The sequence below is a fragment of the Umezawaea endophytica genome (assembly GCF_025061645.1).
Classification (GTDB): domain Bacteria; phylum Actinomycetota; class Actinomycetes; order Mycobacteriales; family Pseudonocardiaceae; genus Umezawaea; species Umezawaea endophytica.
Genome location: NZ_JANYMP010000038.1, coordinates 47,969 through 74,528, shown reverse-complemented (window position 1 = coordinate 74,528; position 26,560 = coordinate 47,969). Strand labels below are relative to the sequence as shown.

Genomic DNA, 26,560 nt, shown 5'->3' with positions numbered 1-26,560 from the left:
AGGTCACCAGCCGGGCAGCTCCAGGGCGTTCGCGGCGGCCGCCAGCCTCTCCGGCGTGGCCTGCTCGCCGGGGGTGTCGGTGGCCAGCGCCTGGTTGCGCGCCACGTAGTCCCGCAGCACCTCCTGGTAGCGCGGGAACGCCGTCCGGTGGTCGCCCGCGGCGGCCTTCAACTCGGCCGCCAGGACGTAGGCGCCGACGATCGCGGCGCTCGTGCTCTGCCCGGACAGCGGTGACCCGCAGTAGCCCGCGTCGCCGACGAGCGCGACCCGGCCGCGCCACCAGCGCTCCACTCGCACCTGGCTCATCGAGTCGAAGTAGAAGTCCGGCGCCTCGTCCATGAACGCCAGCAGCCGCCCCGTCTCCCAGCCGACGCCCTCGTACCGGTCGGCGACCAGCTTCCGCTGCTGGTCGAGGTCGCGGTGGTCGAAGTCCAGCGGTGGCGACTCGAACCCGAGCATCGACCGCGCCTCGGTGTTGCCGCGCGCGCTGTAGACGCCGGACATCCGGCCCTCGGTGCGGTGGAACACCTGCCAGTGGTCGAGGTCCAGGAAGTTCGGCGTGGTGAACACCGACAGGTACACGCCGAGGTGGTGCAGGTAGCGCGACTCGTCGCCGAACGCCAGTGCTCGCACCGCCGAGTGCAGTCCGTCCGCGCCGACGACGAGGTCGAAGTCCTCCACCCGGCCGCTGTCGAAGGTCACGCGGACGCCCTGCTCGTGCTCGTCCAGCGCGGTGATCCAGTCGCCGAACACGACGGCGTCCTCGTTGCCGCGCAACAAGAGCGCGCTCAGGTCGTCGCGCAGGACCTCCACGTCCGGGCCGCCCACCACGCCGCCGGTCAGCGTCTCCTCGGTGCTGCGCATGACCTCCACGCCGTCGTCGTCCACGAACGACATCCCGCGCATTCCCGTGGCCGCCGCCCGCAGGTCGTCCAGCAGGCCCATCCGGTCCACGACCTCCAGCGCGACGCCGCGCACGTCGATCGCCTGCCCGCCGACGCGCGGCGCGGGCGACCGTTCCACGACGGTCGGGGTGCAGCCGCCGCGCCGCAGCCAGTGGGCCAGCACCGGCCCCGCCACGCCCGCCCCCGAGATCAGCACCTTCATCGAAACCTCCACGTCGTTCGCTGGGTACGATGTACAAAGTCGCAGAAACCGTGTTCTCCAAGGGAAAACCGGGTTCCTGCACTAGTGCAGGGGGAGTCGTGGCCGAGGATCCGCCGTACCTCAGGATCGCCGCCGAGCTGAAGCGCCGGATCCAGGAGGGGGAGCTGCCGCCGGGCAGCCGGGTCCCGTCGGTGCGCGGCATCGCCGCCGAGTGGGGCGTGGCCATGGCCACGGCCACGAAGGTCGTGGCGGCGTTGAGCGACGAGGGTCTGGTGCGCGCGGTGCCGAGGGTCGGCACGGTCGTGGCGACCCCCGCGCCGAGCAGGCGCTCGGTCCCGCGCCGCGACTCGGCCGCCCGGCTGACCCGCGCACGGGTCGTGGACGCGGCCATCGACATAGCCGACGAGCAGGGCTTCGACGGGCTGTCGATGCGGTCGGTCGCCGCCGACCTGGGCGTGCCGACGATGTCGCTCTACAAGCACGTGCGCGGCCGGGACGAGCTGGCGATGCTCATGGCCGACACGGTGTTCGCCCAGCACCGGCTACCAGCCGTGCCGCCGCCGACCTGGCGGGCGCAGTTGGAACTGGTGGCCAGGATGCAGTGGGCCGCCTACCGCGCGCACCCGTGGCTGCCGAAGCTGCTCTCGCTGACCCGCCCCCAGCCGATGCCGAACCTGCTGCACCACGCCGAGTGGGTGATGCGCGCGCTGGAGGGCCACGGCCAGAGCCCGACCGTGGTGTTCCACGCGCACATCACGCTGTTCGGCTACGTGCGGGGCACGGCACTGAGCATCGAGCCGGAGGCGCAGGCCGAAGCCGACACGGGCCTGTCCGCCGACCAGTGGGTCGACGAGAACGGCGACCTGTTCGGGCCCGCCATCGACTCCGGCACGTTCCCGGCGTTCGCCCGCGTCGTCGGCACGCCGTTCGACTTCGACCTCGACGACGTGTTCGAGTTCGGCCTCCAGCGCCTGCTGGACGGTTACGCGGCGCTGTTCCGGTAGGTCATCACGGCCACACCGCTCTCGAACACGCGCGTGCCCTCCAGCGTGAACCGCGCGGCCGGGAACCCGCCGTCGAACAGCGGGATCCCGCGGCCCAGCACGACCGGGTTGACCTTCAGGACCAGCTCGTCGATCTCCGGCAGCAGCGCGGCGGCCAGCTTCCCGCCGCCGCACAGCCAGATGCCGAGGCCGTCCTCGGCCTTCAGCTCGCGGACCTTCCCCAGCACGTCGCCGGAGACCACCTCGACGTCGTCCGGCGTGCCCGTGAGGGTGCTCGACACCACGTACTGGCGCAGGTGCGGGTACGGGCTCGGCAGCCCGCCCGGCACCTGGTAGGTGGCGCGCCCCATGAGGATCGTGTCGAAGTTGGGGTTCGGCACGTCGAGCAGCCCGAGCGCTTCCCTGCCCTGCGCGGGGATCGTGTCCGGGTACTCGCTGAAGATCATCGCCATGTGGTCGCCGTCGAGCATCAGCGCGTCGAACGAACCGTCGGCCGCCGCGATGAACCCGTCGACGGACGCGGCCACGTAGTAAGTGAGGGTGCGCATGCGTCCTTACCTGCTGAAGGGGCCGCCGGTGATGGTCATCGCCACCACGATCACGGCCACGCCCAGTCCTGAGTACAGCAGCGCGTCGACACCCCGGCCGCGGATCGCGATCAGGCCCGCCTGCTCGTCGGTCACCAGCACCCGCAGCAGCGCCGCGAGCAGCAGCGCGATGCCGATCAGCACCACGCCCTGCCGCCAGTGGTACTGCACGATCCGCACGAGGCCCAGCAGCGTCACGCCCAGCACCAGCGCGAACGGCAGGTGCTGACCCGCCGCCGACCGCCAGCGCTGCTCCGGCATCAGTTCCACCGCTCCCGCCCTACGCCGTCGTGAGCGAGCGCTCGGCGGCTTCGACCGTGTTGGTCAGCAGCATCGCAATGGTCATGGGGCCCGCGCCACCGGGGATCGGGGCCAGGAAACCCGCGACCTCGGCCACGTCCGGGTGCACGTCGCCCACCAGACCGGCCTCGGTGCGGGTGATGCCGACGTCGACGACGGCCGCGCCGGGCTTGACCATGTCCGCCGTGATCAGGCCGGGGCTGCCCGCGCCCGCGATCACGATGTCCGCCCGGCGCACCTCGGTGGCCAGGTCCTTCGTGCCCGTGTGGCACAGGGTGACGGTCGCGTTCTCGCTGCGGCGGGTCAGCAGCAGGCCGATCGGACGGCCAACGGTCACGCCGCGGCCGACCACGGTCACGTTCGCGCCGGAGATCGGCACGTCGAAGCGCCGCAGCAGCTCCACGACACCGCGCGGGGTCGCGGGCAGGGGAGCGGCCTCGCCCAGCACCAGCTTGCCGAGGTTCGTCGGGTGCAGGCCGTCGCCGTCCTTGGCCGGGTCGATCCGCGCCAGGACCGCGTTCGCGTCCAGGTGCTTCGGCAGCGGGAGCTGCACGATGTAGGCGGTGCACGCCGGGTCCGCGTTCAGCTCGTCGATGACGGCTTCCAACTCGGCCTGCGTCGTCTCGGCGGGCAGGTCGCGGCGGATCGACGTGACGCCGACCTTCGCGCACGCCGTGTGCTTGCCCTTCACGTACGAGTGCGAACCGGGGTCGTCGCCGACCAGCACCGTCGCCAGACCGGGGGTCACCCCCCGCTCGACCAGCGCCGAGACCCGCTCGCGCAGGTCTTCGAAGATCGCGTCTCGGGTGGCCCTGCCATTGAGGATCGTCGCCGTCACGGGCTCCATCCTCGCATCACGCGCTGGTCTCGGCCTCGGCGACCTCGTGCGTGCCGTGGGGCACGCGCAGGGCCAGGAGCGTGCCGATCACGCCCGCCAGCGCCGCCGACCCGGCCGCCGCGGCGGGCCCGACGTGGTCGAGCAGCCACCCCGCCGTTGGCAGCGCCATCGCCGCGCCCGCCGTCGTCGCCATCGACATCCAGCCGAACGCCTCCGCCTTCCGGCCGTTCGGCGCCAGACCCCCGATCCTGGCGTTGTTCGCCGCGATGGCCGGGGCGATGGCCAGCCCGCCGACCAGCAGCACCCCGCCGATCAGCCACGGCGACGACGGCGTCATGACCGGCGGCAGCACCGGGATCAGCGCGGCGATGCCCGCCGCCATCAGCCCGATCCGCAGCGCGAACCGGGGCTCACCGCGGAACCCGCCCACGACCAGACCGCCGAGCACCGAGCCGACGCCCCACACCGCCGTCAGCACCCCCGCCATGGCCGGCTGGCCGAGGTCGCGGGCCCACGCGATGATCACCATGTCGATGGTGACCAGCGACATCACCGTCGCCGTGGCCACGACCAGCGCCTTCACCAGCCCCGACTCCGCCAGCAGCGACCGGCCGCTGTGCGACCCGGACGCGGGCACCGGCTCGTCCAGACCCGCTCGGCGCAGCGCGAACAGGAACCCCAGCGTGCCCGCCAGCGCGAGCACCCCGCACACCCAGATCGCCGTCCGCGGGCTCGCGAACGCGACCAGCACGGCGGCCATCATCGGACCGACGATGTACATGAACTCCTGCAACGACGCTTCCACCGTGTACACGGCCTGCTGCGCGGCGCCCTTCGCCATCCGCGGGTAGCTCGCCCTGGTCAACTGCGTCACCGGCGGCGTGCACAGGCCCGTCAGGAACGCCACCAGCACGGCCACCGGCCACGCGCCCCTCGGCAGGACCGACGGCAGCAGCCCGAGCACCCCGATGCCCGTCGCGTACAGCCCGCCCGTCACCAGCAGCAGCTTGCTCGCGGGCGCCCGGTCCGCCGCCCGCCCGCGCAGCGGACCCGCCACGCCCAGCCCCAGCGTGAGCGCCCCGCCCACCACGCCCGCCAGCGCGTACGACCCCGTCCACCCGGCCACGAGGAACGACAGCGCCAGCGGTGTGCCCGTCAGGTGCACCCGACCGATCATCGACCACAGCAGGAGCGAGACGAGGTGGGGGACGCCGGCGAGTTGGCGGTAAGGGCGCAGCACCCCTCCACTGTGCCTCCGACCACCGACAAAATGGTCGCGATTTTCCAAGCGGGGACGGGAACCCGGCGGGGTCGTTTAGCGTCAGGACCCAAAGACGACCTGAGCGAGGGGACGGCCGTGACCGCACCGGGTGGACGTAGGGCTGAGCTGGAGGCGCGCAACGCCGCCATGCGCGAGCAGGTCGACTCGCTCATGTCGGAGCTGCACCGCAAGACCGCCGAGATGCGCGAAGCGCAGGCCAAGGCGCTGGCGATCACCGCGAGCGCCACCTCCCAGGACGGCAGCGTCACGGCGCGCGTCGACTCGTCCGGCGCGTTGACGTCGCTGGAGTTCTCGCCGAACGCGTTCGAGCGCAGCACGCCGGACAAACTGGCCAGGGTCGCCACCGAGACGGTCATCGCGGCCGTCGCGAAGTCCCGCACGGAGCTGAACGAGGTCCTCGCGACCGCGCAGGAGGGGCCGAGCCTCGACCTCTCCGAGATGCTGCCGGGTGTCCCGTCGCTGGCGGACCTGATCCCGCCCGCGCCGCCCGTCCCCACCCCGCCGTCGTCGACCCCGCCGCCGCGCAGGCGCTCGGCCGATGACGACGACGAGGGCGGCAGCGTGATGGAGAGGAGCGGCTGGTGACCGGCTTCCAGGTAGACGTCCAGGGCATGCGGCAGGGCGGCACCCAGTTCAGCTCGGCCGCCGACGCGCTCGACGGCGTGTTCAAGGCGTTGGACTCCGCGCTGAGCGGGGAGGGCGAGTGCTGGGGCGGCGACGAGTCCGGCCAGGCGTTCGCCAAGGAGTACGTGCCGAACGCCAAGGCGACCGGCGACGCGTTCAAGAACCTGACCACGGCGCTCGGCGACATCCGCAAGGGCGTAGACCAGTCCGCCGACACCTACGAGGGCTCTGACCAGGGCAACTCCGCGGGTATTTCCAAGACTTACTGAGGGGCACCGGGTGGGTATCGAAATCCCGAGCGAGATCACCTGGCTCTTCCCGATCGTGGTCGGGCAGAGCTGGCCGGAGGGCGACGAGACCGCTCTGCGCCGCATGGCCGACGCGTACCGCGCCGCCGCCGAAGGCGTGCAGGGCGTGATCGACCAGGGCAACGGCGCCGCGAGCACCGTCGTCGCCAGCCAGGTCGGCGCGGCGGCGACCGCGTTCGAGGAGTACTGGAAGAAGTTCTCCGACGGCGACGAGTCGTACCTGCCCAAGCTCAAGAAGATCTGCGAGCAGTTGGCGGAGAGCTGCGACGGCACCGCGCTCGAGGTCGAGTACACGAAGCTGTCGATCATCGCTTCGCTGATCGCGCTGGCCATCGAGATCGCCGCGCTGATCGCCGCCGCGTTCGCCACCTTCGGCACGGCCTCCGCGGGCATCCCCATCGCCCAGCAGGCCACCCGGCTCATCGTCCAGTTCACCTTCCGGCAGTTGATCATCGCGATCCTCAAGGAGGTCGCGATCTCGGTGGGCATCGACGCGGCCATCCAGGGCATCCAGATGCTGTCCGGCGAGCGCAAGGACTGGGACTGGGGCAAGACCGGCGAGGCGGCCGTCTCCGGCGCGGTCTCGGGTCTGGTCGGCGGGCTGTCCGGCGGCGTGAAGTTCCAGGGCGGCGGACTCGCGGGCCAGGTCGCCGTCGGCGCCACCCGCGGCGCGGTCGAGGGCGCGGTCAGCTCCGTCGGAACCTCCGTCGCGATGGGCCAGGACATCAGCGCGAGGGACGTGCTGCTCGGCGCGACCTCAGGCGCGGTCTCCGGCAGCATCGGCGGCGCCAAGGACGGCATCACCGTCGAAGCCCCGCACATCACCCCCGGCGGTCCCGGCGGCGGCCCACCCGACCTCGGTCCCACACCCGGCAGCGGCCCGCCCGACCTGGGGCCCTCCGGCAACCCCGGTGGCGGTCCTGGTGGAGGCCCGAACGGCGGTCCCGGTGGCGGTCCGAGCGGAGGTCCCGGTGGCACCCCTGGTGGGATGCCGCCCGGTGGCGTGCCCGGCGGTTCCGGCCCGGCCCCGACGGGCGGCGGCTCGCCCGACGCCCCGGCCGCGCCCCGCCCCGGCGTCGACACCACCAACGCCTCCACCGTCGCCGCCCCACCCGCACCGACCGTGCCCACCCCGACGCCCGGCATACCCGGCGGCACCAGCCCGGACCGCGCCCCGGCGAGCAACCAGCCCCCGACCTACGCCCCCGCAGGCATGCCCGGCGGTGCCCCGGCGGGCGGCCCGGCCCCAGCGGCCGCGGGCGGCTCGTCCCCGTCGTCCGTGAGCAGCAGGCTCGGCGCCCCGACCGCACCCGGCCTCGGCGGCCCGACGCCCGGCGGCTCCAACACCGGCGCCTCCCACAGCGCGGGCCCCAGCTCGTCCCCCAGCAGCTCACCCACCGGCCCGACCCCAGGCAGTTCCTCCGGCGGCTCGACCCCCGGTGGCTCGCACGCACCTGGCGGCCCGTCGGGCGGTTCGACTCCCGGCGGCCCCTCCGGCGGCTCGACGCCGGGTGGTTCGGGCGGTTCGCACACCCCCGGTTCCGGCGGCACGACCCCCGGCGGTTCGTCGGCTCCCGCCGCAGGCGGCCCGACGCCTGGTGGCTCGCATGCCCCCGGCGCGGGCGGCCAGACCCCCGGCGGCTCGCCTTCCGGTGGCTCGCACACACCTGGCGCTTCGAGCCCTGGCGGCTCACCCGCTCCTGGCTCCACGCCTGGTGGTTCCCACTCGCCTGGCGCGGGCTCGACGCCCGGCGGTCCGACGCCCGGCGGTTCCCCTGCTCCCGGTGGCTCGCACTCGCCCGGTTCGCAGGCCCCCGCCGCGGTTGGCCCGACCCCCGGTGGTTCGCACGCCGCTCCGGGCGGTTCCAGCCCCGCTCCCGGCTCGACTCCGGGTGCTCCCGGTTCGCACGCCGCTCCCGGCGGCCCGACGCCCGGCAGCACCGGCTCCGTTCCGGGCGGCTCGCACGCCGCTCCCAGCGGCCCGACTCCCGGCAGTACCGGCCCTGTTCCTGGCGGTTCGCACGCTGCTCCCAGTGGTCCGACTCCCGGCAGTGTCGGCCCGGCTCCCGGTGGTTCGCACGCCGCTCCCGGCGGCCCGACCCCTGGCAGTACCGGCCCCGTTCCCGGTGGTTCGCACGCGGCTCCTGCTGCCGCGGGGCCCGTTCCCGGTAACGGTGCGGCTCCGGTCGGGGGTGGGTTCATGCCTGCTGCCGGTGTGCCCGCCGCGGGTGGTTCGCACTCCGCTCAGGGGAGTGGTCCGGGTTCGCACTCCAACTCGACTCCCGGTGGCGACCACGGTCCGGCGCAGGGCGGGTTCGCGCCGCCTGCCGGAGGTCGCGGTCCGGCGATGGCGGGTGGTCTGTTCACCGAGCCGTCGCCGTCTACGACCCGCCCGTCGCACACGGCGGACGCGGTGGGCGCCAGCTCGGTTTCCGCCCCACCACAGGGTTTCACCCCGCCGCACACCAGCCCGGAACCACGCGGCCCGCAGCCCGGCGGCTACACCCCGCAACCGGGAGGCTTCGGCCCCCAGCCGGGCGGTTTCACCCCGCCGCCGAGCGGCCCCGCACCCCAGCACGCCGGCCCCCAGCCAGGCGGCCAGTCCGGTCCGGCCCCAACCCGCCCGGACGCCCCGATGGCCCGCAACACCCCGACCGACGCACCCCCGCGCACCCCGGACCCGCGCACCTCCGGCACCCCGGACCACCGCGCCCCCGCCACCCCGGACCCGCGTACCCCCGGCGGCACCCCCGACCACCGCTCTCCCGGCACGCCCGACGGCCGGACCCCCGGTACTCCCGACGGCCGGACCCCTGGCACCCCCGACCACCGGACGCCCGGTACCCCCGACCACCGGACCCCAGGCACCCCCGACGGCCGCTCCCCGGCCACCCCCGGCACCCCGGACCCCGGCACCACCCCCACCTCCCCACCGCACCACGCGCCGACCACCAACCCCGACGGCAGCTCCGCCGCCTCCACTCACCAGTGGCCCTCCGACCCGGCCCCGGCGAGCCGCGGCACGGACCCCGGCGCGACCCCCGGCACGCCCGACCCCACCCCCAACGCGGGCCCGAGCGCCGACCCGGCGACCGATCCCCACAAGAACGTCTGGGGCAACCCGACCGGTGTCGTGCCGGGCTTCTCGGACGACGGCCCGTACATCCCGGTCCACGAGAGCACCGGTGCGGGTGACCGCGAGGTCGGCACGTACGACCAGCGGGTGGCGGCGCTCATCGAGCCGACCTACCAGCCGTACGGCCCGCACGGGACGTTCGACGAGTTCATGCGCCACAACACCACCGACGGCACGGTGAACGGCCCGATCGCGTGGCCGCCGAACCAGGGGGCCGCGGGTGCGCGGGTGGTCGTGGAGCTGCCCGCCGGCACGGTGCTCGACCGGTTCGGCAGCCCGCAGGGCGACTTCCTGTCGCCGCTGCGACCGGACGGTCAGCCGTACGGGTTCGGCGAGCGCGCGATCCTGCCGGACAGCATGGGCAAGGGCTATCACGTCTACGTGCTGGACCGGCCGATGCTGGTCGAGCTGGCGACCGTGGCGCCCGCGTTCGACCAGCCCGGTGGCGCGCGCCAGCTCCAGCCGGTGTTCGACCCGAGCCTGGCGGACGCCAGCGGCCGGGTGAACCTGGACAGCCTGCGCGAAGCCGGTGTCCTGCACGAGGTGCCCTCGCCGCCGCCGAACGGCGTCGTCCTGCCGCCGGACTTCGGCACGCACGGCCCCGACGGCAGCACCGTCCTCACCCCGGACACGGCGACGGTCGCGGACGCCCAGAACGGCGCGTTCGACAACACCCCCACCGACACCGGCACCCCCACGACCCCGACCGGCCCCACCCCCCTCGGCGACGTGTCACCGCGGGTGGACCAGGCGATCCGGTCCAGCGAGGTCACCCCGGCGGGCGTCGCGCTGCACGCCGAGGCGCCGCTGCGCGACCTCTCCTCCCGCATCCCGGCCACCGGCGACCACGCCGTCCTGGACGTGCACACCGCGGGCGACGGCGTCCGGATCGGCGAGACCCACTACACGCGGGCCGAGCTGGTCGAGCTGATCAACAACCATCCGGACCTCGCGGGTCGGCCGATCATGCTCGTCGGCTGCGACGCCGCGGCGGGTGGCGAGAACAGCCTCGCCGCGCACGTGGCCCGCGAGACCGGCCAGCAGGTGATCGCGCCGGACAGCCTGGCGTGGTCGGACCGGCACGGCAACGTCTACTCCAGCTCCCCGGAGACGACGAACGGCCAGCAGCACCCGCGGATCCCGCCGGACGGCGGCTGGCACGCGTTCGAGCCGGACGGCACGAGCGCGCCGGTCGGCGAGAACGGGATGCCGCCCGGTCACACGCCGACGGGCGACCTGGCCGACAGCATCGACGCCGAGCACCGGGGCGACCGCGACCTCCAGCCGCAGGTCCAGACCCCCTGGACCGAGCCGAGCACCACGCACGAGCAGACGGTGCGGCTGCGCGACGGCCAGTCGCTGTTCGACGGCCGCGAGTTGCCGCTCGACACGCGCATCGAGGTGCTCAACGAGAACGGGCAGCTCCGCTCGGTCGTGCACGTGGACGCCGAGGGCGCGGTCAGCGTCGACGCCATCGCGCCGAACACCCGCGACGGCGTGAACCCGGAGATCGCCCACCCGCACCCGGACGCCAACTACCGCGTCCAGGTCGGCAACCACAACGACGTGTTCGTGGCGGGCCAGGACGGGTCGCCGCAGACGCAGGACGACCGGGTCAAGATCGGTGGCAAGTCCGTCGAGGTGACCAGGCCGGTGACGATCACCGAGCCGCCCGCGCCCGCGAACGGCGAGCAGACGATCGGCCGCGGCCACCCGATGGCGCCCGGCCCGAACGACGCGTTCACCGCCCGCCAGGACCTGCCGCCGAACACCCGGTTCGACGTCACGGACACCGAGGGCAACCACCGCGGCACCGTGCAGACCGACGAGAACGGCACGCCGAGGTGGGTGGCCGCGCCGGAGAACGCGGGCGACCGCCCGAACCCGGAGGTCGCCAACCCGATCCCCGGCTCGAACTACAACGTCGACCGCGGCCCGCTCTACCAGGAGTTCAGCACCGACGCGACGGGTCGCCCGGAGCCGGGTGTCACCTACGAGCGGCCTGCGACGAGCAACCAGGTCGAGGTCACGGGCCTGCCGCAGAACCGGCCGCTGACCCAGCACGACGGGCAGCCGCTGGCCTCGGACACGGAGTACGTGGTCCGCGACGGCGACCGGGTCCGCACCCGCGTGTTCGTCGAGGACGGCGGTCTCACGCACGTCGAGACCGAGTCCGGTCAGCGCGGTCGGCTGAACCCGGAGATGGCGCGGGCCCCCGAGGGCGCGGACATCACCACCGATCCGTACTACGGCACCGGCGCGGCGCAGACGCCGACGTGGCCGGACCCGCCGAACGGCGAGGTGCGGGTCACCCAGGAGATCCCGCTCGGCGAGAACGGCAGGCCGCTGCGGGACGAGAACAACCAGGTCGTCCGGACCGTGCGGATCGACGGCGACACCAGCGGGTGGACGCCGGAGCAGCGCGCGGAGGTCGAGCGGCCGGTGCGGCCGAACGACCCGTTCGTCACCCGCGACCTGCCGCCGGGCACCCGGTTCAGCCTCACCGACGAGCGCGGGCCGTACAGCACCTTCCAGAGCGGTGAGGACGGCGCGGTCTCGCACGTCCACACGGCTCCGCCGTTCAGCGCCGAGCTGAACAACCCGCGCCCGCTGGCGGTCTACGACGTCGACAGCGGCCGGTGGAAGTTCCTCACCGACGACCGGGCCAACACGGTCGCGTCGACCGGCGTGCCGGAGTACGACGGCGGCACGGAACGCCGCCGCGACACCACGTCGCAGACCGACGCGGGCGCGCTGGCGGGCAAGGGCGAGGACGGCCGCAACCTCGCCGACGGCGGTCACCACCAGGGCAAGGAGTCCGGTGGTCCCGGCGAGCTGATCAACGTCTCCAGCCAGCAGCGCGACCAGAACTCGGGCCTGGAGCGGCCCGCGTTCGTGCGCGAGGAGACCTGGTATCAAATGGAGCGGGACCGCGCGGACCTGGAGGCGGCCTCGGGCGGTTCGATCGAGCTGGTCGACACCTTCGCGATCCGGGAACCAGGACAGGACCACCCGCACACGTACCAGACCCGGTGGCGCGAGACACTGCCGGACGGTCGCTTCAAGATCCACGTCAGGAGCTATCCGAATGACCACAACGCAGCCCTCTGGCCATCCGACTTCTGAGTCGGACGACCGCGAGGAAGAGCTGATGCAGCGGATCGGCGCCATGCTGCTCGAAGTGGAACCCGAGGGCTGGCGGCGGATCGACCTGCTGGTGAAGCTCAACGTGAAGGTGCACGACACGGAACTGGCCGTGTACCTGGAGAACGGCGCGACGGCCGAGGTGGTGCCCCCCGAGGGCATCACCAAGGTGTTCGCCGAGCTGCGGCAGTTGCACCACAAGCCCGGCCGGGGCACGTGGTTCTCGGCGCGGCTCACGGTGGACGCGCCGGGGCGGATGGACTTCTCCTACAACATGGACCACGACCCGCTGTGGAACCCGCCGATCCCGGCCGAGTTCTGGGTGCGCGACCTGGAGGTGTTCCCCCGTGACGAGGCGTTCGTCCCCGGTTGGCTGAGCACCAGGATCGCGGCAGGCAACGAGGAGCAGAAGGCATGACGTCCCCACAGCCCCGGCTGTCCCCCGAGGAGCAGAACGCGATCCTCGGTTCGGTCACGACCCTGCTCGTCCACCGGCTGCCCGGTGACTGGAGCCAGCTCTTCCTGGACTTCCGCGCGATGGGCACCTACGTCGAGGCGCCCGTGTCGGTGCTGAACATCTTCGGCCAGTCCGTCGAGTGGGCGCTGCCGGAGGAGGCCCTGCCGTTCTTCCTGGAGCTTCGCGCGGGCATGTACCGCGAGGGCGAAGGCACCTGGTTCTCGGCGCGGTTCCACCTGGCTCACCCGAACGTGTACTCCATCGAGTACAACTGGACCGAGGAACCGGCGTGGACGCACCGGCCCGCGGCGAAGCACTTCGCCGAGGAACTGGAGATGTTCCCGCGCGCCGAGGTCCCGACCTGGCTGGTGGAGACCCCCGCCGAGGGCGACCGGGGCTCGGTCCGGCTTTACGACGCCCCGGTGTTCGACGGCAGCGACGAGCAGGGCAGGCCGATCGCCCCGCGCCCCGCCGTGCACCCGCAGGACCGCGACGACGTGCTGAAGTACCTGGAGAACGCGCCCGTGGTGCTCGCGGCCCGCGGCTACGGCCCGGACCTGCTCCAGCCCGACGCCGAGCCGGACGTGCCGCAGACGTTCCACACCGACGGCACGTGGGTGTGGTCCGGCGCGGTCCCGCACTACTTCCGCAAGCACGGCGTGAACCCGGTTCCGCAGCTCGTGCAGCACATCCACGACAACGGCTACCAGGTGCCGCCGGTCGACGACGCCGCCCAGGACGCCGCCACCCGGATCGCGACCGGTGAGGCCGAGTCGCAGCCGCTGCCGGAGTACCGGCCCAGGCAGATCGCCGAGCACGACCGGCAGGCGCTCGCCCAGCTCCAGGAGCGGCTGAACCACTTCGGCGTCGCGCCCCACGAGTACGGGATCGTCGAGCCGAAGCTGGACGCACTGGTCATCGAGCCCGCGCCGGGCACCGAGAACGGGTGGCAGCTCCAGTTCTGGGACGCCAACCGCGGCCCCAGCGGCAGGCCCGCCGTGTTCCCGAACGCCGCCGCGGCGGCGCAGACGATGCTCGGCACGCTCCTGTGGTCGCCGGAGCGCGACGCGGCCCGCGCCCAGCAGGCCGCTCCCGCCCCGGTCGCCCAGCCCGCCCCGCCGACCGCGCCGGTGCCCTCCCAAGAGATCCAGCCGCTGCCCGACGAGCCGCCGCTGTCGCTGCTGCGCGACCGCGAGCCGGTCGTGATCCAGCCGGGTGTGGAGGTCGACCGGTTCGGCGACGAGAACGGCAACCTGCTCTTCGCCGCCCGGACCATGTTCGGCAACCGCTCGCTGCCACCGGACTGGCTGAATCGCCGGTACCACGTGTACCGCGTCCAGCGGCCCATCCCGGCCTCCAAGGGCATCGCCGTGCCGTGGTTCGGCCAACCGGGTGGTGGTACCGGGTTCTTCCTGGGAAAATCGGTGCGCGATCTGCTCGCCGACGGCAGCCTGCTGGAGGTGGCGGAAGCCACGACCACCCCACCCCCGCCCCAGACCTCCGCTCCGTAGCCCCCTAGCCGGTCCGGCTTCGGTTTTCCCGCGCGCTCCGATCGGGTTATGGTCGGGCCGGCGTGGTGGTGCTCCGATTTCGGCCCAGCAGGGGGCCGTTCCGGTACGCGGAGTCGCGGGGGAAGATGTTGGTGTGTCCGAGCCGAAGCCGTTGAACCCGACAGAGCAGGACGCTCTGGTCAAGCAGATCGGGCTGACCCTGATGCGGGCCGCCCCCGAGGGCTGGCAGAACGTCGTCGCCGACTACCGCGCGACCGGTCGCTACTTCGAGCTGTCCGCAGAGGTGCGGTCGGCCGACGGGAGCGCGCAGGCCTGGGCGCCACCGCAGGAGGTGGCAGGCCTGTTCTCCCGCCTCCGCGCGGGCATGCACCGCGAGGGCCGGGGTAGCTGGTCGAACGCCCGCTACCAGCTCGACCAGCCCGCCAGCTACAACCTCGACTTCGACCGGACCGAGCCGAAGTGGCAGACACCGCCACCGCCGCAGGCCTACGTCGACGAGATGCGCTTCTTCCCGCGCGCCGAGGAGAACGTGCCGGAGTGGCTGCGCAAGTGGCTGCCGTCCGGCCAGGTCCCGGTCGCCGCGCCGCCACCCCCGCAGGTGCCGCGCGGTTTCCGGACCGCGCGCGTCTTCGACGGCGCGGGCGCCGACGGCCGCCCGTCGGTCAACCGCCCGCCGATCCCGGAGCACGAGCGCGAGGCGCTGCTGGACTACCTGGACCGCGCGCCGGTCGCGGTGGCCGGTCGCGGCTTCGACGCCGACGTGCTGGACAAGGACGCGCCGTCCGTCGTGCCGGTCGCGTTCCAGACGGACGGCCACTGGATCTGGCCCGCCGCCGTGGGCTACTACCTGCGCGCGTACGGCATCCCGCCGGAGACCGAGCTGGTCGACCGGGCCCGTGCCGCCGAGTTCCGCAGCCCGGAGGTGTCGGAGGAGTCGCGCGTCGCGGCCGCCGCGAACCTCGGGGCCCCGACCGCGCCCCGCGGCACGCCCTTGCCCAAGCCCGCCGTGCCGGTCGTGGCGGAACCGCGGGCCGAGGAGTTCTCGCCGTTCGGCGACGACCACTCCACCCAGCCGTACGACCCGCACGCCACGGTCGCCGCGCCGCTGCCGGTGCTCGTCGACGAGGAGCGGGCCGAGCCCGTCGGGAACCAGGACCAGGCGACCCAGTTCCACCCGCGTCCCGACTTCGACGACGACACGAACTTCTTCCCCGGCGACGGGAACGACCCGAACACCCGCCAGCCCACCGCGGACTTCTACCCGGAGGGCGGTCCGGCGCACCAGCCGCCGGTCCAGCAGGCGCCGACCGAGTCGGCTTCGGCGTCGGCCGCGGCGAAGCCCGAGGCCAAGCCCGTGGTCGAGTCGGACGAGAACTTCTTCGGCGACGACGGCCCGAAGGTCGTTGAGGAGCAGTTCTTCCCGGAGGGTGGTGCTCAGCCGAGGTTGAGCGTGCCGTCGGGTCTGGACGCCCCGGCGGAGTCGGTCGAGCGGCCCGAGCCGCGGCCCCGTCCGGACTTCGGTGACCAGGACAGCTTCTTCCCCGAGGAGGGCGCCGAGGCGCGACCGTCGGGTACGGAGGAGCAGTTCTTCCCGGAGGGTGGTGCTCAGCCGAGGTTGAGCGCGCCGTCGGGCCTGGACGCCCCGGCGGAGTCGGTCGAGCGGCCCGAGCCGCGACCCCGGCCGGACTTCGGTGACCAGGACAGCTTCTTCCCCGAGGAGGGCGCCCAGGCGCAGCCTTCGGGTACCGAGGAGCAGTTCTTCCCGGAAGGCGGCGCGCAGCCCAGGCTGAGCACGCCGTCCGGTGCGGACGGCCCGTCGGAGACGAGCGCCGAGTCCCGGTTCCGCGCCGAGCGGAAGACCGAGGGCTTCGACGTCGAGTCCAACTTCTTCCCCGCCGACGGCCCGAAACCGGAGTCCAGCGGCGACGAGAACTTCTTCCCCACGGCGAGCGCGCCCGTGGAGCGGGCGGCCCAGCCGGACGCGGAGTTCCAGCCGAGGCAGGACTTCCACGCCGAGCAGCCGCCGAAGCGCGAATCGGACTACGCGGCCGAGTCGAACTTCTTCCCCGTCGAGGGCGACTCGGCGAGCGTCGGGTTCCAGCCGGGTGAGGACTTCTACCCGTCGGACGACCGCAGGCCGTCCGACCCGTCCCCGAACGGCCGCTACACCGAGCCGGACCACGCCGACCTGCCCGCGACGGTCTTCCAGCCGACGCCGGACTTCGCCGCCGAGCCGGAGCACGAGCCCGAGCCGGAACTGCTGCGCGCCGAACCGGGGCCGGGTTTCCAGCCCGCCGACGACTTCGACGCCCAGCCGGTGTTCCGCACGGACGTGGACCACGGGTTCCGCGCCGAGCCGGACCGCGCGCCCGAGGCCGTGCCCGTCGACCACCTGGTCGAGCCGAGGCCCGAGCCGATGCCGGTCGACGTGCCGGACGTCGAGGACACGGCGACCATGGACCTCGTCGACCTGCGGCCCGCGGAGGCCGAGGAGGCGGTGGAGTTCGACCAGAGCCAGTTCGACGCCGCCCAGGACGGTCCGCCGTACCGGGTGCAGTTCGACTTCGACACCGAGCCCACCCCGCCGCGCGACGACCGGTACCGCCGCGAGTCGTACGTCGAGGGCATGGACCTGTTCGCGCCCAACAGGTACGAGAGCGGCGGCGTCGAGCAGGACACGGCCGCGTGGAGCCCGTTCGGCGCAGCCGGGCAACCGTCGAGCGACGCGCTGCCGGTGGAGCCGAAACAGGATCCGCCGCCGGTCGAAGACCCGGTCGTGGAGCAAGCAGCGCTCGTCGAGTCCGACCTGGTCGACGTCGTGCCGAAGTTCGAGGTCGAGGCCGACCCGAGGCACGCGGACGTGACGACCAGGTTCGAGGTCGACCAGGAGACCCAGTTCGACATCGAGCCGGTGGCGGTCGAGCCGCCGCCCGAGCCCGAGGTGCCCAGGCAGGTCACGCCCGAGGAGGAGCGCGAGCTGTCCGGTGTCCGCCGGGCGCTGGACGACCTCGACGTGCCGCCCGCCGCGTACCGCATCGGCGAGCCTGCCGACCGCACGTGGAACCTGCGCACCGAGGGCAGTAGCTGGGTCGTCGCCTGGCACGACCAGGGCCCGAAGAACCCGAGCCGGTTCGACCGGCTGGAGGACGCGGCGTCGTACCTGATCGGCAAGCTGGTGCTCACGGGCCGCCGCGCGCCGCGCAGGCAGCCCCCGCCGCCGCAGATGCGCCCGCCGCAGGGCCCGCCGCCGCTCGGTGGACCGCAGGGTCCGCCGCCGAACGGCGTCAACGGGTTCCGCGACGGCCGTCCGATGCCGCCGCAGGCGGTGCAGGTCGCGCCCATGCCCCGGCCGGAGCCGCTGCCCCGCGTGGAACCGCCGCGCCCGGAGCCGTTGCCCCGAGCCGAGATGCCCAGGCCCGAACCGCTGCCGCGCGCGGAACTCCCGCGCCCGGAGCCGTTGCCGAGGGTCGAGCCGCCCAGGCCGGAGCCGCTCGGCGCGCAGCCCCCGCGGGGCGACGTGCCGCGCCAGGAGCAGTCGCAGCAGTCCGATTCGGGCGGCAAGCGCGGCTGGCCGATCAAGCCGATGAACGGCGAGCCGCCGCTCACGCTGTTCCGCCACAAGAAGATGGTCGAGCTGCCCGTCGGGTTCGAGGTCGACCGGTTCGGCGAGCCCGCGGGCAACCTGGTCTACGCCGCGGGCACGCCGTTCGAGGAGCGGTCGCTCGTGCCGTCGTGGATCAACCGCGCGTACCGGGTGTACCGGTTGCGGCGCCCGGTCGAGGTGCTGACCGGTGTGGCCGTGCCGTGGTTCGAGCAGCCCGGCGGCGGTACCGCTTACCTGTTCCCGAGTTCGGTCGAGGACATGGTCGCGGACGGCGCGCTCGTCGAGGTGTCGCACCAGGAAGCGCAGAACTAGCCGGTAGTCGGGTCGGTGAGGGCCGAGCCGTGTTCCAGTCGTCGAACTGGGGCGCGGCTCGGCTTTTTGCGTGGGGGGAAGGAAGGTCCGTTCGGCGGGTGACATCCCGGTCGAGGTGGTCCAGCACGGGCGGCAGCGCCTCGCGGACGTCCCCGAGGTCGGTCCGGCGTTGGAGCGGGCGTGGTCCGCGGGCAGCGCGGGTGGCTCGGGGTGTCGTGCCGCAGCAGCCTCGGCACGGCCGCGGAGAGCGGCCACTACATCCACGTCGACCAGCCCGACCTCGCGGCGCGGGCCGTTCACCGGGTCGTCGCGCAGGCGGCGCTAGTCCCTGCCGCCGAGTTCCTCCACGAGCAGGCCGTGCGCGGCGGCGAACGCGATGGCCATCGTGAGGTCGACCGTCGCACCGGCGATCTTCGCCTGCACCCAGCCGTTGGCGTCCAGCCGGGCGCCGCGCAGGTCGGCGCCGCCCAGGTTCGTGCCGAGCAGCCTGGTCCCCTGGAGGTCGGCGCCGCGCAGGTCGGTGTCCCGCAGGTCGGCCTCGCTGAGGTTCGCCTCCCGCAGCCGCAGTCCGCGCAGGTCCACCTTGCGCAGGTTGGCGCCCGCGAGGCTGGCCAGCGTGAGATCGGTCTCGTGGATCGTGATCGGCCGCAGCACGCAGGCCGTGAACGACGAGCCGAGCAGGGTGCAGTTCGTGAACGACGACCCCGCCAGCACCGTCCGGTCGAACGTGCACGACCGGAACGCCGTGGCGGTGTGCTTCGAGTCGCCGAGGTCCGTGCGGGCGAACGTGCAGTTCGTGAACGTGCAGCCCCTGGTCACCAGGCCGCGCATGTCCGCTTCGCTGAAGTCGCACCGGTCGAAGGACCGCCGCTCCCACGTCTGCTGGAACAGGACCGCGTCGGCGTAGTCCTCGCCGATGATCACCTCGTCGTCCACGCAGCACACCTAACCACCTGAGAGGCTCCTCACCGCACCGGCGGTCGGCGTTGGCCAGTTGGTAACCTGCGGAAGTCGGGCGAAAACGCCCGGCGCGCGGTCCCGGTGCAGAGACCGCCGCTGACAGGTCAGTCCTGCCTAGTGGTCGTGCCACCCGAGGACTCCGCCCCCTGGACCGTCATTCGGGAAGGCTCATGACCCGCACGCCCGTGAACGTCACCGTCACCGGTGCGGCCGGCCAGATCGGCTACGCACTGCTGTTCCGCATCGCCTCCGGCCACCTGCTGGGCCCGGACACCCCGGTTCGCCTGCGCCTGCTGGAGATCCCTCAAGCGGTCAATGCCGCCGAGGGCACCGCCATGGAGCTCGACGACTGCGCGTTCCCGCTGCTGTCCGGCATCGACATCACCGACGACGCGAAGACCGCGTTCGACGGCGTCAACATCGCCCTGCTCGTCGGCGCCCGGCCCCGTTCCAAGGGCATGGAGCGCGGCGACCTGCTCTCGGCAAACGGTGGGATCTTCAAGCCCCAGGGCGAGGCGATCAACGCCGGTGCGGCGGAGGACGTCCGGGTCCTGGTGGTCGGGAACCCGGCCAACACGAACGCGCTCATCGCGCAGCAGCACGCGCCGGACGTCCCGGCGGAGCGGTTCACGGCCATGACCCGGCTGGACCACAACCGGGCGTTGGCGCAGTTGTCGAAGAAGCTCGGGGTGTCGTTGGGGGACATCAAGAAGCTGACGATCTGGGGCAACCACTCGGCCACGCAGTACCCGGACCTGTTCCACGCCGAGGTGAACGGGACTTCGGCCGCTGCTGCTGTGGGTGATCAGGAGTGGTTGGAGGGGACGTTCATCCCGACCGTCGCGAAGCGTGGTGCGGCGATCATCGAGGCTCGGGGGTTGTCGTCGGCTGCTTCGGCTGCCAATGCGGCTATTGATCATGTTTATTCGTGGGTGAACGGGACTCCTGAGGGGGACTGGACTTCTGCGGCTGTTGTTTCCGATGGGTCTTATGGGGTTCCTGAGGGGTTGATTTCGTCGTTCCCGGTTGTGGCTTCTGGGGGGCGGTATGAGATTGTTCAGGGGCTGGAGATCGATGAGTTCTCGCGTGGGCGGATCGACGCTTCGGTTGCGGAGTTGGTTGAGGAGCGCGACGCTGTGAAGGCTTTGGGGCTTATCTGAGGGTTGGGGTTTCCTGGAGGGCGGTCCGGTTGTGGGCCGCCCTTTGGGGTTTGTGGGGGTGGGGTGGCTGCGGGTTCCGGCGTGGTCGGTGGGTGGATGGCTGCGGTTCCGGCGTGGTCACCGGGTGGATAGTGCGGTTCCGGCGTGGTGTGGCCGATTTGACTTGGGGCCCCTAGATTCGACCCTTCGCCGGGCACTTAGGGCGGAGGGTGAAGCTGCCGCCCGGCGAAAGTTTAAGGGTCGAATCCCCCAAGTAAAATCGGCCACGGTTTTAGGGCGGTGGCTGCCGGTCCCGTAGTGGGCCACCAGGTTGGTGGTGGGTTGTTATTTGGGCGTAGGCTTTGTTGGCTAGGTCTGTTATGGATTTTTTGATGGCTTCTGGCGCTTCTTTTGCTTGTACTCTTCGGCGGATTTCTGCGTGTAGTGCTCGGTCTATTCCCGCTACTATTGCGGCGGTGATGCGGGCTTCTGCGGTTCCGCCTAGGGCTTCTGCGAGTGCCTCTTCGGCTTGTTCTGAGATGTGTCGTAGTCGAGCTTGAAGTGCGGGGCTTCCGTCCACCACTGCCCAGAATCCTGCTGCTTCCTTGGACAGGCCTAGGGTCACTTCGTCCTGTTGTAGGGATGTCAGGAAGGCGTCTCGTACTCCTGCTGCTCCGCCTGTTCTTGCGGCTGTGGCGAGTCTGTTGATCACTGTGTCCTGGTGGTCGAAGAACAGGTCTTCCTTGGTGGGGAAGTAGTTGAACACCGTGTTGATCGACACTCGTGCTGCTGCTGCCACCTCGGCGACCGTGACGGCGTCGAAGCCGCGTTCGGTGAACAGGGTCGTGGCGATGTCGCTCAGGGCTGTTCGGGTGGCTGCCTTCTTCTCTTCTCGGAGTCCCACGGTTGAATCTTACATCAACCCCAAAGTTGGTGTGACACCAAGTATGGTGGTCGTCATGGCTCTTACCTTTGGCATTTACGCTGGTGGGCGTGTTGGGTTGGACGATGGGTCGCCGGTGGAGGATCCCGTTGCGATCGCGTCCGCGTTGGATCTCCTGCACGGGGAGCATCCGTTCCTGGTTCGTGCGTACGTCCACTACCCGACGTTGGTCTCGGCTCCGCCTCGGCCGGAGTTGCTGCTCAACGGGCGTCGGCGGCTTGATCTGGTCGTGTGCTTCCGCGAGTCGGGTACCGATCTGACCGGTTGGTTGGGCTTCCTCGTAGGACTGCTCCGCGAGTACGGCTCGTCCCTTGCCTCTCTTCAGATCACCGAGGAGCCGAACAACGCTGGGCCTGGTGGGGATGGGGAGTTCCCGGCCGTTCGCCAAGCGTTGGTGGAGGGGGTTGTGGTGGCCAAGCGGGAGGCGCTTGCGTTGGGGTTGGACGTGCTTGTCGGGTGTAACGCGACGCCGGTCTTCGATCCGTCCCAGGAGTTCTGGACTGATCTGGGGCGGAGGGGTGGGGAGGAGTTTCGGGACGCGCTCGACTACGTGGGTCTTGATCTGTTTCCCGATGTTTTCCAGCCGATTCCGGCTGATCGGCTGGTGGATACCGTGCTTGCTGTCCTCACCGGGTTTCGTGGTGAGAGTCTTGCCGCTGCTGGGATTCCTGGCGCGACGCCGATCCACGTCACCGAGCACGGGTGGGCTACCGGGGCTGGGCGGTCTGCTGCTCGGCAGGCTGAGGTGGTGGACGCGGTGGTTCGTGCGGTTGTGAAGGCGGATCTCAACATCACGACGTACGAGCACTTCGCGTTGCGTGATGCTGATAGTCGTCAGGCGGGTCCGCTGCACCAACTGGGGTTGTTGTGTTCCGACTACACGCCGAAGCCGGCGTTCGACACCTACCGGGACCTGATCGCTGAGTTCACGGTTCGGTGAGGGATGTCAGGACGTCTGTGGCTCAGCGCGATTCGCCTGTCCAGCCGGTCGGCACGTGTGCTCCGGGCTGAAACCAGGTAGGAAGACCAGCGGGCGGTCTTGGCCGATGGCCAGGTACGGCAGTCCACCGGAGAGTCCAGTCCTCATGAAGGAGACGCTCGTTGCGGATCACCTGGCCCGTGCCGGAACCCTTGATGCCCGCCGACGTCCACCCCGCGCTCGCCGCGACGGCCCGTGCCGCCTCGGTGGCTTACGGCGAGGCGCGGTTGGCGTTCACCCGACTGGAGTTGCGCGAGGAGGTCGCGGACGGGGCTGATGGGACGCCGACCATGCGGGTCGACGCGATCGTGGAAGGGGCCATCGCGGACGCGGCCAAGCGGAACGGGGCGAACCTGTTGTCCGAAGAGGCCGGGTTCATCGACAACGGGTCCGCTGAGACGTTGGTGATCGACCCGGTGGACGGGTCGGCGAACGCCGCGTTCGGGGTGCCGCTGTCGTGCTTCGCGGGTGTCGTCGTGCGGGACGGGGTGCCGAGTGAGGCGTTGACGGTGTGGTTCGACACCGGGCGGGCGTGGTGGGCGCGTGCGGGTGAGCCGACGCCCTACCGGACGACGGGGCGGACGGCGTTGGACGGTGCTTCGGTGTGCCTGATGCGGCCGAAGCGGGGTACCGAGGAGGCGTGGCAGCGGGTCGCGAACCGGGCGGACCGGATTCGTGTCCTGTGCACCACGTGCCTGGAGACGGCGCTGGTGGCCGAGGGGTCGGTCGACGCGTTCATCGACGTCGGCTCGGACACCCACCGGATCATGGACCTCGCCGCGGCGTTGGTGACGGTGCCCGCCGCGGGCGGTGTGCTGCTCGACCTGCGGGGAAGGCCTTTCACGTTCGACCACGACCTGAGCAGGCGGTGGTCCGGGGTCGCCGCCGCGACCCCTCAGCTCGCCGAAGCGCTGATCGAGGTCGCACTCGGGTGAGCCGATCTGCTGTCGCCAAGGCCGGGGAACGGCCTTGGCGACAGGGTCAGCTCGTCGAGCGTGATTCGACGAGGCAGTCGGGGCCTGGGTAGACCAGCCCTTCGTGCCCGTCTACGAAGCGAATCAGGTACGGGGGAGCACCTTCACGGCCGCGGACCTCGAGAACCTCACCCAAGCGCTCCTCGACGCCGACCACACGGCTGTGGACGTGCAACCTGTCGCCTACCAATGCCTGCATCTCTCTGCACCTCCGATGCCACCAGAGTAGGGGGCCGGGGCAGCGGGCGACAGACCACCAAGGTTTGGTTTCAACCGGTGGAAAGGCGTTCCCCCAACGGGTGCGGGCACGCGGGTGAACTTTCTTCAGCTCGCGCAAGCGGTGTTGAGGGCATTGAGCTTGTCGAGCTTCTGCTGTAGCCACCCGGCAGCGGAGGCGGGGTCGAGGTCGCTGATGGTGACCGAGCTGAGCTGCTGGGCCGACGCCTCGAGTGCCTGCTTGAGCGTGGTGTCGCCCGCCTGCTCGGCGAGCTTCGTCATCTCCTCGGCCTTCTTGTGCGCGTCGTCGACGGCCGCCTGCGGGTTGCTCAGGTCCGGCGTGAAGCCGATCAGCTTCACGGCGTCGAGGCAGAGCTGGACCTTGGTCGCGGCGTCGTTGACCGAGTTCGCGGCGTTCGTGGCCTCGTTCACGGCATCGCAGCCGGAGGCAGCACCTGCCAGTCCAAGTGCCAGCACGGCGGTGGCCACCGACCGGGAAACGCGCATGGGAGGACTCCAGTTCGTCGGCGATCGAGCGTCTTGTGGAACTCCGACATTACCGACACTCCGCCCCGAGGTGTCGGCGTTCGTACAAGCGGCGCACCACGTCGTCGATCTCCGGCTCCACGACCGCGAGGTCGTGCACCTCCGCGCGGGCCGCCACGGCGGTGATCAGCGCGGCCGCGGTGGTCACGTCCCGGCGGAACGCCAGGTGCTGCCGCTTGCCGCCCATCTCCAGCCGCACCGACGTGACACCGGGCAGGTCGTCCAGCGGCGGGGCGGCGTCCTCCAGGTCCACCACGAGCACCCGGTCCGGGCTCACCTCGGCCCGCAGGTCGGCCAGCGGGCCGTCGGCGAGCACGGTCCCGTGGTCGATGACCATCAGCCGCGGGCAGAGCCGCTGGATGTCGTCCAGGTCGTGCGTGGTCAGCAGCAGCGTCGTGCCGCGCTTGGTGTTCAGCTCCGCCAGGAACTCCCGCAGCCGCTCCTTGGACTCCAGGTCCAGCCCGATCGTGGGCTCGTCCAGCACCAGCAGTTCCGGCGCGTGCAGCAGCGAGGCCGTGACCTCGCCGCGCATCCGCTGGCCCAGCGAGAGCTGCCGGACGGGCGTGGTCAGGAACGGCCCCAGCTCCAGCAGTTCGACGCACTCCGCGAGCCGCGCGGTGAAGTCCGGCGCGGACACCCGGTAGATCGCCTTGAGCAGCTCGAAGCTGTCCTTGAGCGGCAGGTCCCACCAGAGCTGGCTGCGCTGCCCGAACACCACGCCGATCCGCCGCGCCAGTTCCTTGCGCTGCCGCGACGGGTCGACCCCGGACACCCGCACGGTCCCCGACGTCGGCACCAGGATGCCGGTCAGCATCTTGATGGTGGTGGACTTCCCGGCCCCGTTCGGCCCGACGTAGCCGACGGCCTCGCCCGCCGCCACGTCGAAGCTGACGCCGTCCACCGCGGCGACCGTGCGGTGCGCGCGCCGCAGGAACCCCGCCTTCTCGCTGACGCGGAACTCCCGGCGCAGGTCGCGCACCTCGATCATGATCCAGTCCCTCGGTAGTGTCGAACGGCGAACGTCCAGGTGATCCCCGCCAGGCCTGCGACCAGCGCGGCGACGAGCGGCGCCACCCAGCCCAGCCACGCGGGCGCCCCCAGCGGATCGGTCTTGTCCAGCAGCGCCAGCGCCGGGTAGTACGCGACGAACGCGCCGGGCACCACGAACGCCATCAGCCGCCGCAGCCAGCCCGAGTACACGCTGATCGGGTAGGAGGTGAAGGTGTTGCTGCCGTACGTCACGGTGTTCGCCAGCTCTTGGCCGTCCACCAGCCAGAAGCACACGGAGCAGGCGAGGACCCAGATCCCGCTGAAGATCACCGCTCCGGCGACGGGCGTCACGAGCAGCAGCCCGACCGACCACGGCGTCCACACGACGTCGTTGTGCAGGAGGGCGTACCCCAGCACGACCAGCCCGGAGAACACCCGGCCGATCCGCTTCAACGGCAGGTCCGACGCCATGAGCTGCGGCAACGTCCCCAGTGGACGCAGGAGCAGCACGTCGAACGTGCCCTCCCGGATGTACATCGGTAGCGCGTTGAGCTGCCCGGCGAACAGGTCCGACATCCCGAAGGCGGTGCTGGCGAGCGCGTACACCAGCAGCACCTCGGTCACCGAGAACCCGCCGAGCGCGGTGATCCGGTTGAACAGCACCAGGATCACCACCAGTTCCCCGCCCTGCGCGATGGCCTGGGCGAGGCAGTCCAGCAGGAACGAGCCGCGGTAGGAGAGCTGCCCGCGCAGCCGCGCGTGCAGGATCTTCCGGTAGATCCCGTCAGCCACCCTGCACCACGACCTTCCGCACGGCCCGCGCCAGCGCCAGCCTGCCCGCCAGGAACAGCGCCACGGCCCAGAACACCTGGTGGCCAACGGTGAGCCACAGCGACCCGTGGCCGATGAACACGTCGATGGGGCTCTGCATGATCGCCGGCATCGGCGTGAACCACAGCGCGAACCGCGCCCACTCCGGGAAGAAGTCCAGCGGCACCGTCAACCCGCACAGGATCCCCGTGGCGACCCCGTACAGCGCCATCACACCGCGGTTGTCCAGCAGCCAGAACGTGGACGCGTTCACCAGGAACCGCATCCCGAAGCTGACCAGCACCGCCAGCACCGCGCTGACCAGGAACACCGGCCACCGCTCCGGCGTCGGCCAGCGGAACGGGAACAGCAGCGCCCCGACCACCACCGGCGGCACCAGCCGCGTCACCGCGCAGTACGCCGCCCGCCCCAGGTCCTCGGCCAGCAGCGCCTGCTGGAGGTCCCACGGCCGGTACAGGTCCACCACCACGTCCCCGGAGCGGATCCGGTTGGCCAGCGCGGCGTCCCCCCACAGCACCACGAACGCCAACAGCCCCTGGCCGAGCCACACGTAGGTGACCGTCGCGGCCACGTCGTACCCCGCGATGCGGCCACCGGGCGCCGCGTCGAGCGCCGCGAGCAGCACGGCCATCCTCAGCAGGCCGAACACCACGTTCGTGGCCGTGCCCGCGATCATCGCTTGTCGGTAGGTCGAATATCGGCGGAACCCGGCTGCCGCGAGCCGGAACTGGCTGGAACCCCACGCACGCACGTCGATCAACGCTACGG

At 71.8% G+C, this 26,560-nt stretch carries 23 protein-coding genes; 11 read left to right on the top strand and 12 right to left on the bottom strand.

What is annotated here, in order from left to right; genetic code table 11:
* Window positions 1-3: 3 nt before the first annotated feature.
* Window positions 4-1,107, bottom strand: coding sequence for an FAD-dependent monooxygenase (locus NZH93_RS44340; RefSeq protein WP_259629356.1), 1,104 nt, complete (start codon window positions 1,105-1,107; stop codon window positions 4-6).
* A 98-nt stretch (window positions 1,108-1,205) separates the two neighbouring features.
* Between NZH93_RS44340 and NZH93_RS44335 the strand changes: the two genes are divergently transcribed.
* Window positions 1,206-2,111 (top strand): TetR/AcrR family transcriptional regulator C-terminal domain-containing protein, encoded by a 906-nt coding sequence (locus tag NZH93_RS44335; RefSeq protein ID WP_259629355.1) that lies wholly within the window; start codon window positions 1,206-1,208, stop codon window positions 2,109-2,111.
* On the opposite strand, the gene NZH93_RS44330 is transcribed toward NZH93_RS44335, so the two are convergent.
* The 4 genes from NZH93_RS44330 to NZH93_RS44315 are packed head-to-tail and all read right to left on the bottom strand — an operon-like array spanning window position 2,090 to window position 5,076.
* The gene (locus NZH93_RS44330) at window positions 2,090-2,659 is read right to left on the bottom strand and encodes a dihydrofolate reductase family protein (protein ID WP_259629354.1); all 570 of its coding nucleotides are present in this window, start codon (window positions 2,657-2,659) and stop codon (window positions 2,090-2,092) included. The two genes, NZH93_RS44335 and NZH93_RS44330, sit on opposite strands and share 22 nt — an antisense overlap.
* Before the next feature lie 6 nt (window positions 2,660-2,665).
* Entirely contained in the window at window positions 2,666-2,959 is a 294-nt protein-coding gene (locus NZH93_RS44325; RefSeq protein ID WP_259629368.1) for a DUF3017 domain-containing protein, read from the bottom strand.
* Between the two features lie 19 nt (window positions 2,960-2,978).
* A complete protein-coding gene (locus tag NZH93_RS44320) occupies window positions 2,979-3,836 on the bottom strand; it encodes a bifunctional methylenetetrahydrofolate dehydrogenase/methenyltetrahydrofolate cyclohydrolase (protein WP_259629353.1) in 858 nt (285 codons plus the stop codon).
* A 16-nt stretch (window positions 3,837-3,852) separates the two neighbouring features.
* Complete coding sequence (locus tag NZH93_RS44315) at window positions 3,853-5,076, bottom strand: MFS transporter (protein ID WP_259629352.1); 1,224 nt, start codon at window positions 5,074-5,076, stop codon at window positions 3,853-3,855.
* Between the two features lie 117 nt (window positions 5,077-5,193).
* On the opposite strand from NZH93_RS44315, the gene NZH93_RS44310 reads away from it, so the two are divergent.
* The 7 genes from NZH93_RS44310 to NZH93_RS44275 all read left to right on the top strand — a co-directional run bounded on the left by NZH93_RS44310 (window position 5,194) and on the right by NZH93_RS44275 (window position 18,539).
* Complete coding sequence (locus NZH93_RS44310; RefSeq protein ID WP_259629351.1) at window positions 5,194-5,703, top strand: YbaB/EbfC family nucleoid-associated protein; 510 nt, start codon at window positions 5,194-5,196, stop codon at window positions 5,701-5,703.
* Window positions 5,700-6,011 carry a WXG100 family type VII secretion target gene (locus tag NZH93_RS44305; RefSeq protein WP_259629350.1) on the top strand — a complete coding sequence of 104 codons (312 nt, stop codon included), beginning with the start codon at window positions 5,700-5,702 and terminating at the stop codon, window positions 6,009-6,011. The genes NZH93_RS44310 and NZH93_RS44305 overlap by 4 nt, the downstream gene beginning before the upstream one ends.
* A gap of 10 nt (window positions 6,012-6,021) precedes the next feature.
* Complete coding sequence (locus NZH93_RS51090) at window positions 6,022-12,312, top strand: WXG100-like domain-containing protein (RefSeq protein WP_308214304.1); 6,291 nt, start codon at window positions 6,022-6,024, stop codon at window positions 12,310-12,312.
* A complete protein-coding gene (locus NZH93_RS44290) occupies window positions 12,275-12,748 on the top strand; it encodes a hypothetical protein (RefSeq protein ID WP_259629349.1) in 474 nt (157 codons plus the stop codon). Before NZH93_RS51090 ends, NZH93_RS44290 begins: the two co-directional genes overlap by 38 nt.
* Window positions 12,745-14,298 (top strand): TNT domain-containing protein, encoded by a 1,554-nt coding sequence (locus NZH93_RS44285; protein WP_259629348.1) that lies wholly within the window; start codon window positions 12,745-12,747, stop codon window positions 14,296-14,298. Before NZH93_RS44290 ends, NZH93_RS44285 begins: the two co-directional genes overlap by 4 nt.
* A gap of 133 nt (window positions 14,299-14,431) precedes the next feature.
* Window positions 14,432-18,214, top strand: a complete 3,783-nt coding sequence (locus NZH93_RS51085; RefSeq protein ID WP_259629347.1) for a TNT domain-containing protein — start codon at window positions 14,432-14,434, stop codon at window positions 18,212-18,214.
* A 70-nt stretch (window positions 18,215-18,284) separates the two neighbouring features.
* Window positions 18,285-18,539 (top strand): hypothetical protein, encoded by a 255-nt coding sequence (locus NZH93_RS44275; protein WP_259629346.1) that lies wholly within the window; start codon window positions 18,285-18,287, stop codon window positions 18,537-18,539.
* Here NZH93_RS44275 and NZH93_RS44270 read toward each other — a convergent pair.
* Window positions 18,536-19,150 (bottom strand): pentapeptide repeat-containing protein, encoded by a 615-nt coding sequence (locus NZH93_RS44270; protein WP_259629345.1) that lies wholly within the window; start codon window positions 19,148-19,150, stop codon window positions 18,536-18,538. The two genes, NZH93_RS44275 and NZH93_RS44270, sit on opposite strands and share 4 nt — an antisense overlap.
* Window positions 19,151-19,344: 194 nt before the next feature.
* Between NZH93_RS44270 and NZH93_RS44265 the strand changes: the two genes are divergently transcribed.
* Window positions 19,345-20,334 carry a malate dehydrogenase gene (locus NZH93_RS44265; RefSeq protein ID WP_259629344.1) on the top strand — a complete coding sequence of 330 codons (990 nt, stop codon included), beginning with the start codon at window positions 19,345-19,347 and terminating at the stop codon, window positions 20,332-20,334.
* A 271-nt stretch (window positions 20,335-20,605) separates the two neighbouring features.
* Here NZH93_RS44265 and NZH93_RS44260 read toward each other — a convergent pair whose 3' ends face one another.
* Window positions 20,606-21,217 carry a TetR family transcriptional regulator gene (locus tag NZH93_RS44260; RefSeq protein WP_259629343.1) on the bottom strand — a complete coding sequence of 204 codons (612 nt, stop codon included), beginning with the start codon at window positions 21,215-21,217 and terminating at the stop codon, window positions 20,606-20,608.
* Between the two features lie 55 nt (window positions 21,218-21,272).
* On the opposite strand from NZH93_RS44260, the gene NZH93_RS44255 reads away from it, so the two are divergent.
* Both NZH93_RS44255 and NZH93_RS44250 read left to right on the top strand, forming a co-directional pair.
* Window positions 21,273-22,196: a hypothetical protein gene (locus NZH93_RS44255; protein ID WP_259629342.1), complete on the top strand. Its 924-nt coding sequence runs from the start codon at window positions 21,273-21,275 to the stop codon at window positions 22,194-22,196.
* A 161-nt stretch (window positions 22,197-22,357) separates the two neighbouring features.
* On the top strand, window positions 22,358-23,170 hold the full coding sequence (locus NZH93_RS44250) for an inositol monophosphatase family protein (RefSeq protein ID WP_259629341.1): 813 nt from the start codon (window positions 22,358-22,360) through the stop codon (window positions 23,168-23,170).
* 46 nt (window positions 23,171-23,216) lie between these two features.
* On the opposite strand, the gene NZH93_RS44245 is transcribed toward NZH93_RS44250, so the two are convergent.
* The 5 genes from NZH93_RS44245 to NZH93_RS44225 all read right to left on the bottom strand — a co-directional run bounded on the left by NZH93_RS44245 (window position 23,217) and on the right by NZH93_RS44225 (window position 26,543).
* Complete coding sequence (locus tag NZH93_RS44245; RefSeq protein ID WP_259629340.1) at window positions 23,217-23,408, bottom strand: DUF1918 domain-containing protein; 192 nt, start codon at window positions 23,406-23,408, stop codon at window positions 23,217-23,219.
* Window positions 23,409-23,533: 125 nt separating this feature from the next.
* On the bottom strand, window positions 23,534-23,932 hold the full coding sequence (locus tag NZH93_RS44240; RefSeq protein WP_259629339.1) for a bacteriophage spanin2 family protein: 399 nt from the start codon (window positions 23,930-23,932) through the stop codon (window positions 23,534-23,536).
* 49 nt (window positions 23,933-23,981) lie between these two features.
* Window positions 23,982-24,959, bottom strand: a complete 978-nt coding sequence (locus NZH93_RS44235) for an ABC transporter ATP-binding protein (protein WP_259629338.1) — start codon at window positions 24,957-24,959, stop codon at window positions 23,982-23,984.
* On the bottom strand, window positions 24,956-25,753 hold the full coding sequence (locus tag NZH93_RS44230) for an ABC transporter permease (RefSeq protein ID WP_259629337.1): 798 nt from the start codon (window positions 25,751-25,753) through the stop codon (window positions 24,956-24,958). The genes NZH93_RS44235 and NZH93_RS44230 overlap by 4 nt, the downstream gene beginning before the upstream one ends.
* Window positions 25,746-26,543: an ABC transporter permease gene (locus tag NZH93_RS44225; RefSeq protein WP_259629336.1), complete on the bottom strand. Its 798-nt coding sequence runs from the start codon at window positions 26,541-26,543 to the stop codon at window positions 25,746-25,748. The genes NZH93_RS44230 and NZH93_RS44225 overlap by 8 nt, the downstream gene beginning before the upstream one ends.
* Window positions 26,544-26,560 lie beyond the last annotated feature (17 nt).